General features: G+C 64.1%; 13 protein-coding genes. 5 read left to right on the top strand and 8 right to left on the bottom strand.

Features of this window, described 5'->3' with window-relative positions; translation table 11 throughout:
- Nucleotides 1-58 precede the first annotated feature (58 nt).
- The 5 genes from GQB03_RS03910 to rsmA are packed head-to-tail and all read left to right on the top strand — an operon-like array spanning nt 59 to nt 6,331.
- Nucleotides 59-2,281 carry an LPS-assembly protein LptD gene (locus tag GQB03_RS03910; protein ID WP_235026932.1) on the top strand — a complete coding sequence of 741 codons (2,223 nt, stop codon included), beginning with the start codon at nt 59-61 and terminating at the stop codon, nt 2,279-2,281.
- A gap of 26 nt (nt 2,282-2,307) precedes the next feature.
- Nucleotides 2,308-3,645: a peptidylprolyl isomerase gene (locus GQB03_RS03915; RefSeq protein WP_159684672.1), complete on the top strand. Its 1,338-nt coding sequence runs from the start codon at nt 2,308-2,310 to the stop codon at nt 3,643-3,645.
- A 6-nt stretch (nt 3,646-3,651) separates the two neighbouring features.
- Complete coding sequence (gene pdxA, locus GQB03_RS03920; protein ID WP_159684674.1) at nt 3,652-4,641, top strand: 4-hydroxythreonine-4-phosphate dehydrogenase PdxA; 990 nt, start codon at nt 3,652-3,654, stop codon at nt 4,639-4,641.
- The gene (locus tag GQB03_RS03925) at nt 4,641-5,552 is read left to right on the top strand and encodes a patatin-like phospholipase family protein (protein ID WP_235026933.1); all 912 of its coding nucleotides are present in this window, start codon (nt 4,641-4,643) and stop codon (nt 5,550-5,552) included. The genes pdxA and GQB03_RS03925 overlap by 1 nt, the downstream gene beginning before the upstream one ends.
- Nucleotides 5,552-6,331: a 16S rRNA (adenine(1518)-N(6)/adenine(1519)-N(6))-dimethyltransferase RsmA gene (gene rsmA / locus GQB03_RS03930; protein WP_159684676.1), complete on the top strand. Its 780-nt coding sequence runs from the start codon at nt 5,552-5,554 to the stop codon at nt 6,329-6,331. Before GQB03_RS03925 ends, rsmA begins: the two co-directional genes overlap by 1 nt.
- Before the next feature lie 53 nt (nt 6,332-6,384).
- Here the strand turns inward: rsmA and GQB03_RS03935 are convergent, their stop codons facing one another.
- The 8 genes from GQB03_RS03935 to GQB03_RS03970 all read right to left on the bottom strand — a co-directional run bounded on the left by GQB03_RS03935 (nt 6,385) and on the right by GQB03_RS03970 (nt 13,489).
- Nucleotides 6,385-6,576 carry a YgaP family membrane protein gene (locus GQB03_RS03935; protein WP_159684678.1) on the bottom strand — a complete coding sequence of 64 codons (192 nt, stop codon included), beginning with the start codon at nt 6,574-6,576 and terminating at the stop codon, nt 6,385-6,387.
- Nucleotides 6,577-6,678: 102 nt separating this feature from the next.
- The gene (locus GQB03_RS03940) at nt 6,679-7,332 is read right to left on the bottom strand and encodes a Crp/Fnr family transcriptional regulator (RefSeq protein ID WP_159684680.1); all 654 of its coding nucleotides are present in this window, start codon (nt 7,330-7,332) and stop codon (nt 6,679-6,681) included.
- Nucleotides 7,329-8,060 carry an alpha/beta fold hydrolase gene (locus GQB03_RS03945; RefSeq protein ID WP_159684682.1) on the bottom strand — a complete coding sequence of 244 codons (732 nt, stop codon included), beginning with the start codon at nt 8,058-8,060 and terminating at the stop codon, nt 7,329-7,331. The genes GQB03_RS03940 and GQB03_RS03945 overlap by 4 nt, the downstream gene beginning before the upstream one ends.
- Nucleotides 8,060-8,818 (bottom strand): exodeoxyribonuclease III, encoded by a 759-nt coding sequence (xth, locus tag GQB03_RS03950; RefSeq protein WP_159684684.1) that lies wholly within the window; start codon nt 8,816-8,818, stop codon nt 8,060-8,062. The genes GQB03_RS03945 and xth overlap by 1 nt, the downstream gene beginning before the upstream one ends.
- A gap of 66 nt (nt 8,819-8,884) precedes the next feature.
- Entirely contained in the window at nt 8,885-9,364 is a 480-nt protein-coding gene (locus GQB03_RS03955; protein WP_159684686.1) for a glutaredoxin family protein, read from the bottom strand.
- A gap of 119 nt (nt 9,365-9,483) precedes the next feature.
- Nucleotides 9,484-11,532, bottom strand: a complete 2,049-nt coding sequence (locus GQB03_RS03960) for a M3 family metallopeptidase (protein WP_159684689.1) — start codon at nt 11,530-11,532, stop codon at nt 9,484-9,486.
- A 107-nt stretch (nt 11,533-11,639) separates the two neighbouring features.
- The gene (locus GQB03_RS03965; protein ID WP_159684692.1) at nt 11,640-12,419 is read right to left on the bottom strand and encodes a DUF2189 domain-containing protein; all 780 of its coding nucleotides are present in this window, start codon (nt 12,417-12,419) and stop codon (nt 11,640-11,642) included.
- A gap of 128 nt (nt 12,420-12,547) precedes the next feature.
- Complete coding sequence (locus GQB03_RS03970; RefSeq protein WP_159684695.1) at nt 12,548-13,489, bottom strand: phosphoribosylaminoimidazolesuccinocarboxamide synthase; 942 nt, start codon at nt 13,487-13,489, stop codon at nt 12,548-12,550.
- Between the last annotated feature and the right edge of the window lie 17 nt (nt 13,490-13,506).

Consider the following 13,506-nt stretch of genomic DNA (forward strand, 5'->3'; position numbering starts at 1 on the left):
GGATTTTACAAGTTTCGGACGCCCTGCATGAGATGTCGGGCCTTTGGAGATTTAAAGCTTGAAGCGGCGTCGCTCCCCGAAGACTCGATTCCCGATGATCCTGCCCTTGCTGGCGCTGTCCGGCAGCGCGCTTGCGGTCGGTTCCGCCGACGCCCCCACTGAAGTCGAGGCGAGCCGTATTCAGGGTCGGACCGGTGTCGAGGTTAACGCCGAAGGCGACGCCAGCCTGCGGCGCAGCGGCGTCGAGCTCAAGGCCGATAGCATCTCCTATCGCGAGCTTACCGACGAGGCGGTGGCGGAGGGTAACGTCGAGCTTCGTCAGGGCACCGACGTCATGCGCGGCCCCGCGGTGCGGCTGAAGGTCCAGGAGCAGGTCGGCGAGTTCGATTCGCCCAGCTACAGCATTACCCGGAATACCCGGGTCGGCCAGCCAGGCGAAGAGGATTCGCGTACCGTCGCCGGGGGCGGCTCGGCCGACAAGCTGCATTTCGAGGGTGAGAACCAGTACCGCCTCGAGGGTGCGACCTGGTCCACCTGTCCGGCTCCCGATCCCGACTGGTACATCCGCGCGGGCGAACTCAAGCTCGATTACGACCGCGAAGTCGGTGTCGCGAGGAACGGGTCGGTGGTGTTCAAGGATGTGCCGATCTTCTATCTGCCGTGGATCGAGTTTCCCCTTGTCGGACAGCGGCAATCCGGATTGCTCGCTCCGACCGTCGGCCAGTCGAACAAGACCGGCTTCGACCTGACGCTGCCGTATTACTGGAACATTGCACCCAACTACGATGCGACGCTGACACCACGCTACATGAGCAGGCGGGGCGTGCAGCTGGGGGGCGAATTCCGCTACCTCACCGAAAAGTCGCGCGGCCAGACCCAGCTCGAATGGTTGCCGGACGATGCCGAACGCGGCGGATCGCGCGCCGCGGGGAGTTTCAGGCACCTGCAGGACATCGCGCCCGGGTGGACCACCTCGATAAACCTCAATCGCGTCTCTGACGTCGACTATTTTTCCGACCTGAGTTCGCGCCTTGCGGTTACCTCCCAGTCCAATCTGCTGAACAGGGCGGAAGTGCGCTACGCAGGCGGCGAATGGTGGGACGCCAGCATGATCATGCAGGGCTATCAGACCATCGATGGCGTCGCCCCCTACCGCATGTTGCCGCGTCTCGCGCTCAATGCGAGCCGGGAGCTCGGCGGGGGCACCCAGTTCGATTTCCGCGGGGACACGACCTATTTCGAACATCGCGACGATGCAATGGCCAAAGGGCAGCGAACGGTCCTTTATCCGCAGGTCTCGTGGCCCCTGTTGCGCGATGCCTATTCGCTCACGCCGAAGCTGGGCGTCCATTACACCCGCTACGAGCTCGAGACGCCACAGAGTGCGGGTGCGCCGACCTCGCTGACGCGCAGCCTGCCGATTGCATCGCTCGACGGGCTGCTCAATTTCGAGCGGCAGGTCGAGTGGCGTGGTCGCGAGTACCGGCAGACCCTCGAGCCGCGACTCTATTACCTGTATGTACCGTACCGGCGGCAGGATCCGGATCAATACCCGGTCTTCGATTCGGCCGCCTACGACTACAACTTCACGCAGGTCTTCAGCGAGAACATCTACACCGGTGACGACCGTATCGCCAATGCCAACCAGGTTACCGCTGCGGTCACCTCGCGGATGCTAGACAGGAACGGCGTCGAGCTGATGCGCGGAGCCGTCGGCCAGCGCTATTACTTCGAGGATCAGCGCGTCCAGCTCAGCGGTTCGGACCCTTTGCGTACCGGGCGTCGGGCCGATCTGCTGGCGGCGTTGTCCGGTCTGGTGCACAAGGACACGCGGCTGTCTACCGACCTTCAGTACAACCCGCGTGACAACTGGGCAGAGCGCTTCAATCTAGGGGTGAGCTATCAGCCTGATTTTGCCAAGGTGGTCAATGCGAGCTTCCGCTATACCCGAGACGTGTTGCGCGACCTCGATCTCGCGGCGCAGTGGCCGCTGGGCAGAAACTGGTACGGAGTGATGCGCTATACACGCTCGCTGCGCGAGCACAGGGTGACCGAGGCGCTCGGTGGTGTCGAATACAACGGCGGTTGCTGGGTGCTGCGTGCGGCCTTGTATCGTTTTGCGACCAATCAGGACGACGTCACCCAGGCGCTTTACTTGCAGCTGGAGCTGAACGGCCTTGCCAGCGTCGGTGCGAGCCCGGTGAACCTGCTGCGTCGAAGTGTGCAGGGATATGGCAAGATCAACGACCTGCCGGCCGATCCGGTATTCGGACAGGAATGAACAGGCGCGCAAGGCCTGAAGATGGAATGAAGATGATCAAGTTTTCGAAGCGCGTCGCCTTCGCGGCGCTGATGGTGGGCAACATGTTGTTCGGCGCGATTGCGCCGCTTTCGGGTAATGCCTTGGCGGCCTCCGATCCGGTCGAGGTGGACCGCATCGTGGCGGTGGTCAACAACGAGGTGATCACCGAGCGCGAAATGAACGAACGGATCGACCTCGCCGTGAGGCAGTTGCAGCGTCAAGGGACGCAGTTGCCGCCGCGAGACGTTATCCGCAAGCAGATTCTCGAACGTTTGATCCTCGAGCGCGCGCAGCTGCAGTTGGCGAGCCAGAACGGCATTCGTGCCGATGATGCGACACTCGATCGTGCCATCGAGCGGATTGCGTCCTCGAACAAACTCTCCGTCCCGGCATTCCGCGAGGCCCTGGAACGCGACGGATTGAGCTGGGACGATTTTCGCAACAACATCCGGCGCGAGATCGTCATAACGCGCTTGCGCGAGCGCGAAGTGGATAGCCGCATCGTCGTGACGGATGCCGAGGTAGACAATTTCCTCGACAGCAACCAGGGCACGCCCAGCGAGGAATATCACCTGGCTCACATCCTGCTCCGTGCGCCAGAGGGTGCGACGCCCGAGCAATTCGCCGCGCTGCAGGCGCGGGCCGCGGAAGTGACCCGCAAGCTCGCTGCCGGCGAGGATTTTGCCAAGCTTGCCGCGAGTTACTCCGACGCGCCCGATGCGCTCTCCGGCGGCGACATCGGTTGGCGTGGTACAGACCGCCTGCCCGCGCTCTATGCGGACGAGGCGGGCAAGCTCGCGGTGGGCGAGGTTTCGCCGGTGCTGCGCAGCCCGGCCGGCCTGCACCTCGTCAAGCTGCTCGAGAAAAGGGGTGGCAACGACGCTGCCGACGTGCGGGTCGAGCAAACCCATGCCCGGCATATCCTGCTCAAGACCTCGGCCGTGCTCAGTGATGCTGACGCCCGCCAGCGCCTGGAGGCGCTGCGTGAGCGGGTCTTGCAGGGGGGCGAGGATTTCGCCGAGCTTGCCAAGGTGCATTCGGCCGATCTTTCTGCGGCCAAGGGTGGTGATCTCGGTTGGGTGAACCCGGGCGATACGGTGCCGGCGTTCGAGCGTGCGATGAATGCCCTGAAGCCGGGAGAGATCAGCGAGCCGGTGCAGACGCCGTTCGGCTGGCACATCATCCAGGTACTCGAGCGCCGCAGCCAGGACGTTTCCGAAGAGCGCAAGCGCACCGTCGCACGCAATACCCTGCGCGAGCGCAAGTCGGACGAGGCCTATGATGACTGGCTGCGTCAGCTGCGCGACCGGACCTATGTGGAGTTGCGGCTCGACCCGCAGTGACTTGCGATGAATGAAGTGCTAACACTGGCCGTCACCACTGGTGAGCCGGCGGGGGTTGGTCCGGAGCTGTGTGCCGCGTTGATCGACCGGACGTGGCCGGTGCGGCTGGTTCTGGTCGGTGATCGCGATCTGATCGAAACGAGGTTGCGTGCCGCCGCCGCGCCGCGGGTGCTTCCCGACTACGTGGCGGGCGGCGAGGCAATCGCCGGGGCGATCGAGATCCTCCATGTGCCGTTGCGTGCGCCGGCCACTGCTGGACGGCTCGATGCGGCCAACGGTCCTTACGTGCTGGACACGCTCGACTGCGCGATTGCGGGCTGCCTGAGCGGCGAATTTGCCGGGATGATCACCGCGCCGGTGCACAAGGGGGTGATCTGTGATGCGGGCATTCCTTTCACCGGCCATACCGAATACCTGGCCGAACATACCGGCACACCGCGGGTGGTCATGATGCTTGCCGGCGGTGGTCTGAGGGTCGCCCTGGCCACCACGCACCTGCCGCTGCGCGCGGTTGCCAATGCGCTCACGCCGGAACTGCTTGAAGAAACCATCCGCATTCTCGACCGTGACCTGCGGCTGCGCTTTGGTCTCGCGGCGCCGCGGATCCTCGTCGCGGGGCTCAATCCTCACGCGGGGGAGAGCGGTCACATGGGTCACGAGGAAATCGAGGTGATCGTGCCGGTGCTTGAGAGGCTTCGCGGCGAGGGATTCCGGTTGATCGGCCCCTTGCCGGCCGACACCCTGTTCGTGCCGCACACGCTGGCGCAGGGTGATGCGGTGCTGGCCATGTATCACGACCAGGGGCTGCCGGTACTCAAGCACGCGAGCTTCGGTGGTGGCGTGAATGTCACCCTGGGGCTGCCGATCGTTCGGACCTCGGTCGATCATGGTACCGCCCTCGATCTCGCAGGAACCGGTACCGCCGATGCGGGGAGCCTCATCACGGCAATCGAGCTTGCGATTGGCATGGCGCGGGCAGCGAAGGGCTGCGACTGATGGATCGGCGAGACTGCCTGATGGCGCTTTCGGCGCTGTTCTTCGGCGGATGTGGTGCGCTTCCGGGACGCGGCGCTGCGCCGGTGCAGACGGTACCGGAACAATCCCTGCCGGCTCGTACCTCAAGAGCCAAACCCCGTATCGGGCTTGCGCTTGGCGGCGGTGCTGCTCGGGGCTTCGCCCATATCGGTGTGATCAAGGCGCTCGAGACCAACGGGATCGAGGCGGAGATCGTCGCCGGGACCAGTGCCGGTGCGGTCGTGGGGGCGCTCTATGCGGCCGGATTCGGCGCGTTCGAGCTGCAGAATCTGGCTTTCGAGCTGGAAAAATCAGCTGTCACCGACTGGAGCCTCTTCGAGCGCGGCTGGGTCAAGGGCGAGGCGTTGGAGCGTTTCATCAACGAGCGGGTCGGCAATCGGCCGATCGAACAGCTCAAACGCCGATTCAGCGCGGTTGCCACCGATCTCCAGCAGGGCCGCATGGTCGCCTTCGCGAGCGGGAACACCGGCCAGGCAGTACGTGCGTCTGCCGCGGTGCCCGGGGTATTCGCGCCGGTGCTGATCCGCGGCGTGGAATATGTCGATGGCGGCGTGTCGAGCCCGGTGCCGGTCAGGGTGGCGCGGCAGATGGGGGCCGATCTGGTCATCGCGGTCGATATCTCCGCACGTCCAAGCGGCAAGCGCGGCCGCGGCTCGCTTGACGTCCTGCTCGATTCGGCCGCGATCATGGGGAATCGGATCGCCGGGGTCGAGACCGCGGAGGCCGACATCGTCGTGAGGCCTGCCGTCCAAGGGCTTTTGGCGACGAACTTCGAGGATCGCCATCGCGCCATTCTGGAGGGTGAGAAGGCCGGATTCGCGGCGATTGCAACGATCAAGGCGCGCATTGCGCGTGCAGAGGGGGCCGTCTGATGGAGCATCGGGCGAGAAAGCGGTTCGGCCAGAATTTTCTGTCCGATCCCAACATCATCCGCAAGATCGTCGATGCCATTTCGCCACGGAGCGGCGACCTCGTCGTGGAGATCGGCCCGGGCCTGGGCGCGCTGACTGCGCCGCTTCTGGAGCGCCTGCCACTGCTCCATGTGGTTGAGATCGATCGCGACCTGATCGCCCATCTGCACGAGCAGTACGATCCCGCCAGGCTGGTCATCCATGAAGGGGACGCGCTCAAGTTTGATTTCGGCACGCTGGGGGAACGCCTCAAGGTGGTCGGGAACCTGCCCTATAACATCTCGACGCCGATCCTGTTCCACCTTGCGGATTTTGCGGACAAGGTTCGGGAGATGACCTTCATGCTGCAGAAGGAGGTGGTCCAGCGCATGGTCGCCGAACCCGGAACGGACGAATACGGTCGCCTGTCGGTGATGCTCCAGTACCGCTTCAACATGGCGCGATTGTTCGATGTGCCGCCGGGCGCATTCCGGCCGGCCCCGAAGGTCATGTCGAGCATCGTGCGCATGGCGCCCAAGCCTGTCGAGGCGCTTGACGCGAATGATCCGGAGCTGCTCGGCGAGATCGTTACCGCGGCCTTCGGGCAGCGTCGCAAGACCTTGCGCAACACCCTCCGGGCATTTCTCGTCGAGTCGGACTTCAGCGCGCTTGGCATCGACCCGGGACTGCGCGGTGAGCGGCTCTCGCTGGGCGACTTCGTCGCAATCGCCAATCACTGCAGCGAACGCCGGTCCAAATGAAAACGTCCGGGCGGTGCCCGGACGTTCGCGATGCGGGATGCTCGCGCGCTCGTTCAGTTTTTCTTCATTGGGCAGGTGTTCATGCCCAGCAGCGAGTATGCGGGGCAGCGGCCGGCAAGCCCGGTGGCCAGCGGCACGATGCCGATCCAGGCCCATACCGGCCCACCCATGAGCGCCCAGGCGATCAGCGCGATGCCAACCACGATACGCAGGATTTTGTCGATACCACCAACGTTTGCTTTCATGACCCACTCCTTGGGGATTGCTTGACTGTGGCGCCATTTGAGCATCTGGCCGGGGGCAGGTCTGTAACCTTGGTTACATAGCGGGCGGGAGGCTCGCATGTGTCAGCCGGCACAGAGCGTGCGAAGACCAGCTGGATCGAGAATCTCGATCTGTTCGCGCGACAGACGCACCAGTCCCTGGGCGGCAAAGCCCTTCAGCAGGCGACTCACGATCTCGCGGACGCTGCCGAGCTCGTCCGCAAGTTGCTGATGGGTGGTGTGGAGGACGCGCCCCTTGCCCAGCAATTGCGCGGCGAGGCGCTGGTCGAGCTTGTGAAAGGCGACCTCCTCGATCAGCTGCATGAGGTCGGCAATACGATCGGCAAAAAGGTGGAACACGAAGCCGCGAAATGCAGCCTCGCCGAGCAATTCGTCGAATACCGGCTTGGGCAGCATCATGAGCTCGGTCTCGGTTTCGGTGATGCCTCGTGCGTTGTAATCCTCGTGGCCCAGCAGACAGGACGAGGAAATCACGCAGGTTTCTCCTGGCGAGACGCGATACAGCGGCAGTTCGCGGCCATTGGGCGCGGCCTTGATCACGCGGATGGTCCCGTTGATCACGAACGGGAATCCCTCGCAGGCCTGGTGGTCGTCGAACAGCAGCGTTCCGGCCGGCACCTTGACCCACTGCGCGCGCTCGATCAGTCTGCTGCGGGCTTCGGGCGGGAGCTCGGCAAGAATCGGGTAGCGGTCGGCAAGCAGCGTGGGGTCGGTCATGGCGGGCTGTCCGGCTCGAGGGTGTCCATCCAGTCACGCACGAGCTCGGCAGCGTGGCGGGGCGTGTCGGCATGACTGGCGTCGATCTCGACGTAGCGGCTCGAAGGGTGATGGGGCATCAGCCCGAAAGCATAGTCGATTCCGGGAGGGTGGGGCACCTCCTGGCAGCCGGTCACGACGAGTGTCGGTACGGAAGTGCTCATTGCGCGGGCATTGGCGGGCCATTGCGCGGGGCCCTCTGGCTCGAAGTAGCTCAGCCAGGCGGCGGCGCCAACACGCAGGCGGCGGACGATGCCCTGGTTTACGTCGGTCAGCGCAATGCGGTGCGTTTCACCGGTCGAGAATGCCTGTCGAGCGCGCGCGAGCGAAGCGGTTGTGAGCCCCTGCGCCGCCAAGCGCTCCGGGAAGTGGCCTGGCGCGAGCAGGACCAGGCCATCGATGTTGTTGCCGCCGCGGGCGGCCAGCCCGAGAGCCGCGCAGGCTCCCAGACTGTGTCCGCAGACAATCACCCGCCTGCAACCCGCTGCTCGCAGTTCGGCCATGGATTCTTCAAGCTCTTCCAGCGCTCGATCGAAGGAGCGATCGTAGCGCCGGTGCAGCGCCCAGGGCATGACCGGCTCCCGAATCGCATAACCTTGCGCGACGAGGCTCGCCGCCAGCGGCGCGTGCTCGAAAGGCTGTGTTGCCCATTTGCCGTGCACCAGCACGACACCGCAGTCGCGCGTCATCAGTCGAGTTCGAGCACTACCGGCGCGTGGTCCGAGGGGCGCTCCAGTTTGCGTGGCGCCTTGTCGACCTCACACGACCTGCAGTGCTCGCGCAGCGCGGGCGAGACCAGCAGGTGGTCGATGCGCAGGCCGAAGTTTCGCCGGAAGGCCATCATCCGGTAATCCCACCAGGAAAAGCTCTTCTCGGGATGTTCGAACAGCCGGAAGGCATCGCTGAGGCCGAGCTGCAGCAGCGCGCGGAATGCAGCCCGTTCGGGTTCGGAGACGTGGATTTCGTCCTTCCAGTCCGGGTGGGCATCACGGTCTTCAGGTGCGATGTTGTAGTCGCCGGCGAGTACCAGTTTCGGATGGCGGGCGATCTCGCCCTGCAACCACGTCGTGAGGGCGTCGAGCCAGCGCAGCTTGTAGGCGAACTTGTCGGAGCCGACCGCCTGACCATTCGGGAAGTACCCGCAGATGACGCGGACGTCGCCTATGGTCGCCGCGATGAGACGCTTCTGATCATCCTCGAAGCCGGGAATGTTGAGCGTCACATCCTCGGCGGCGATGCGACTCAGAATGGCGACGCCATTGTAGGTCTTCTGTCCCAGGAAGACCGCTCTGTAGCCAGCCTGCTCGAGTTCTGCGGCGGGAAAGGCTTTGTCCTCGAGCTTGAGTTCCTGCAGGCACAGCGCGTCTGGCTGCTGCACAGCGAGCCAGTCGAGCACATGGGGAAGGCGGACCTTCAGCGAGTTGACGTTCCAGGTGGCAATCTTCAATGGTCGTTCCGGAGGCCGGCGGCGAATGCCGCCCGAGTCGGGATTCTAACGCGCTGTGCCGTCGGGCTAGCGGCTGAGGCCACGCTGGTCCTTCGGGTAGCCGGCTTCGTCCAGCATCTGTTGCCAGCGCTCGGCGGAAAAACCCGAGAAGCTGGTGCGCCCGATCTGGATGGCCGGGACGATGCCGTTACCGTCGAAACGCGCGCGCAGCGCTGCGACCTCTTCCGGGCTGGCGACGCGAATTTCGGTGAACGGGGCACCGCGTGCCGAAAGAAGTGCGCGCCCGTCGGCACAGGGCTGGCCGCAGGTATCGGCGACATACATGCTGACTGGAAAATCGGCTGCGGCCTTGCGGATCAGATAGGGAAGCGTGCGGTCCGCCGAAGGAGCAGCAAAGCGGCGTGCCTCGGCGTTCTCGATCGACTGCGGAGGTGGCCGGTCGGAATAGTGATCGATGCCGCGTTCGTCTTTCCAGTGGTAGGTCGTGCCTTCGGCCAGCACGCTGGCTGACAGGCAGAACAGCATCAGGAACACATGGAAACGCATGAAGACTCTCCGCAACGTTGACCCGGCCGATGATTTGCCAACATAAACGGAAACAGCTGCCGGGTGCATCAAACAGACGACGAAAGGGCCGCGCCGGATTTCAACCGGCGTTCATCCCTTCAGGCTGTCTCGGCTTCCATGCCGCTGTGACGCAGCAGCGCGTCGGCGCTCGGCTCGCGGCCGCGGAAGGCCTTGAACGAATCGAGCGCGGGACGGCTGCCGCCAACCGCGAGCACTTCCCGCCAGAATCGTTCGCCGGTCGTCCGGTCGAGCACGCTACCGCTCTTGCCCGCGGCCTCTTCGAAGGCCGCGAAGGCGTCGGCGGAGAGCACTTCTGCCCACTTGTAGCTGTAGTACCCCGCGCCGTAGCCGCCGGCGAAGATGTGACTGAAGCTGTGCGGAAAGCGGTGCCACGCGGGTGGGATGAGGACCGCCACCTGGCGGCGAACCTCGTCGATCAGGCCGAGCACGCTCTTGTCACCGGCGGGGTCGAAGTCGTGGTGCAGGCGCAGGTCGAACAGAGAGAATTCCAGCTGACGAACCGTCTGCATGCCGCTCTGGAAGTTCTTCGCGGCAATCATCCGGTCGTAGAGTTCGCGCGGAAGCGCCGCGCCGCTGTCGACGTGGCTGGTCATGTCGGAAAGAACGTCCCATTCCCAGCAGAAGTTCTCCATGAACTGGCTGGGAAGCTCCACCGCATCCCACTCCACACCGTGGATGCCCGACACCGCGGGCTCGTCGATGCGGGTGAGCAGGTGGTGCAGGCCATGACCGCACTCGTGGAACAGCGTGATCACTTCGTCATGGGTGAACAGTGCGGGCTTGCCGCCGACCGGGCCGGAGAAATTGCACACCAGATAGGCGACCGGCGTCTGCACGCCCGCAGCGTGCCGGCGGCGGGTCAGTACCTCGCCCATCCAGGCGCCGCCGCGCTTGGTGTCGCGCGCGAAGAGATCGAGGTAGAACTGGCCGACCTGCTCGCCGTCGCGTTCAATCCGGAAAAAGCGCACGTCGTCATGCCACACCGGTGCCTGGTCGGCCCGGATTGTGACGCCATAGAGACTTTCGACCACCTTGAACAGGCCTGAAAGTACCTTGGGCTCGGGGAAATACTGTCGCACTTCCTCATCGGAGAAGCTGTAGCGCGCCTGCTTGAGCTTCTCCGATACCCACGCAACGTCCCAAGGCTGCACATCGGCCATGGCGAGTTCGTCAGCCGCAAAGGCCCTGAGTTCGGCGAGGTCGCGTTCGGCAAAGGGCTTGGCGCGGTTCGCCATGTCCGTAAGGAAGCCCAGCACCTGTTCCGGCGATTCGGCCATCTTGGGAACCAGCGAGACCTCGGCATAGTTCCGGTAGCCAAGCATGTGTGCCTCTTCTGCCCGCAGCTTGAGAATGCCGGTGATCAGCGGTCCGTTGTCCCACTCCGTCTTGCCGAGCTCGGATGCACGGGTGGCATAGGCGCGGTACATACGTTCGCGCAGCGCGCGGTTCTCGGCATATTGCAGCACCGGCAGGTAGGACGGCATGTGCAGGCTGAATTTCCAACCCGGCTTGCCCTCGCGCTCAGCGGCCGCGCGGGCGGCACCCCTCGCACTGTCTGGAATGCCGGCCAATTCGGCCTCGTCCTCGATCCATTCGGCATGCGCATTGGTGGAGTCCAGCAGATTCTCGGAGAATTTGGCGGAAAGGCCTGAGAGTTCCTCCTGGATCTGCTGGAATCGTGGCTTGTCGGCTTCTGCGAGCTCCGCACCGGAAAGGCGGAAGTCGCGAATCGCGTTGTCGATGATGCGCTGCCGCGCCGGGCTTAGCGCATCGAATTCGGCGCTGTCGCGAATCTTGCGGTACTGGCCGAACAGTTCGAGATTCTGGCCAAGCTCGGCATAGAAGCGCGTGACCTCGGGCAGCATGGCGTTATACGCCTCGCGCCACTCGGGCACATCCATGACGCCATGCAGGTGAGCGACCACACCCCAGGCCCGGTCGAGATGTTCACCGGCATCTTCCAGCGGTTTGATGAAGGTATCCCACGTCGGGTTCGGCAGTGCCTGCAGGCTTGCGATGAGCTTGCGGCCGTCGTCGAGCAGACCGGTGACCGCCGGGGCGACATGATCGGGGCGGATGGTGTCGAAGCGGGGAAGGCCGCTGAAGTCCAGCAGGGGATTGCTCATTCGGATCTTTCTCTCGGAAGCGATGGGGGCGGAACAGCCCTTATTGTGCCCAAAAAGCGGCGTGTTCGCGCTGGGCGAACAACTGAATCGGTGTTTCGGGGGAGCGGCTACTCGTGTTCGAGCAAGTCTCTGTAGGCATGCCAGGTGGCGTGACCGAGCAGCGGCAGAAGGATGACTGCACCGATCATCATCGTGGCAAAACCGATCAGTACCAGCGTGACCAGCAGGATGCCCCACACCAGCATCGCGAGCGGATTACCGGTTGCGGCACGTGCGCTCGTGGCCATCGCGGTCATGATGTCGACGTCGCGATCCATCATCATCGGGATCGATACCACGCTGATCGAAAAGACGATGCAGGCAATGAGTCCGCCGGCAAGGACGTAGGCCGTGACGAACTGCAGGTAATCGCCGGAAAAGAATACGTCGCGATAGAAATTCGCCAGATCCGGCACCCGGTCGGAATAGAAAAGCGCGAACATGATCGCGGAAATACGCTCCCACACCACCAGCATGAGCGCGAGCAGGATGCCGAAATGCAGGAGGGAGTCGCGATGCCGGGCGAGCCCTTGCAGCGATTCGAGGAATCCGGTCCGCCGGCCGGATTCGGCCTGTCGGGAGATTTCGTATACGCCCGCTGCGGTGAGGGGGCCGATCAGCAGGAAGCCGGAGATCGCGACCGTAAACAGGTATGGCCGCGGCGAAGCGTAGACCAGGATGAGATAGCCGACGACGGCCAGGAAAACCCCGTAAACCAGGCTGGCGGCAGGGTTGCCGGCGAGATCCTGCCATCCGCGCTTCAGCCAGGTGAATGGACGCCCTGGCGCGATCCTGCGGATAGGGGGGATGGCAAAGTGCTTGTTCAGATTGATCGAGGACTCGTCCATGCTGTGATCTCACCGTCTACGCGCAACCGCGCTAGATTAGCTGTTCGGGAGAAACTGCGCGAGTCCCCGCGGTGATCGGGCCCGTGCTCCGCAACAGACCGGAGCCGACCCGCGCCGGTGTACCCGATTCAGCCCGGTGGCAGCGCTTGACCGACAAGCCGCTCGTACGCTTCCCGATACTTGGCCGACGTCCCTGCGATTACGGCGTCGGGCAATACCGGTCCCGGTGCCGTCTTGTCCCAGTCGAGGGTTTCGAGGTAGTCACGGACATACTGCTTGTCATACGAGGGCGGGCTGATGCCTTCGCGATAGCTGTCGGCAGGCCAGAAGCGGGACGAGTCCGGGGTCAGCGCCTCGTCGATCAGGTGGAGCCTGCCGGCGGTGTCAATCCCGAACTCGAACTTGGTGTCGGCGATGATGATGCCGCGCCCGGCCGCGTACCGGGCCGCCTCGGAGTAGAGCTGCAGTGCCGCGTCGCGCGCCTGGGTGACCAATTCGCCGGCTGTCACGCCACTGCCTTCGAGGGCAGGCTCAAGAAAGTCCGCGGTGCGGGCCTGAGCCTGTTCGAAGGAGATGTTCTCATCGTGCTCACCGGCTTCCGCCTTGGCTGCCGGCGTGAAGATCGGTGCAGGCAGGCGTGCCGCCTGTTGCAATCCGGAAGGAAGCGCGATCCCGCAGATCGAGCCGGTCTGTTGGTATTCCTTCCAGCCGGAACCGATCACGTAACCGCGCACCACCGCTTCGATCGGAAGCGGCGTCAGGCGTTTCACGACGAGCGCCCGACCGCGCACCTGATCGCGCTCTTCCGGCCGCACGACGCTCTCGGGGTCTATCCCGGTGAGCTGGTTGGGAATGACGTGGGCGAGGCGATCGAACCAGAACAGGGCCAGCGCGGTGAGCACCCGGCCTTTGTCCGGAATGGGGTTGGGGAGGATCACGTCGAACGCTGACAGGCGGTCGGAAGTGACGATCAGGAGATGGTCGGCATCGACCGAATAGATGTCGCGGACCTTGCCTCGGGCAACTTGCTTGAGGCTTGGAATGTTGGACTCGAACAGGGCTGTGCTCACTTCGGGTGGTTCCGCAT

The sequence above is a fragment of the Cognatazoarcus halotolerans genome, assembly GCF_009800965.1.
GTDB lineage: Bacteria > Pseudomonadota > Gammaproteobacteria > Burkholderiales > Rhodocyclaceae > Cognatazoarcus > Cognatazoarcus halotolerans.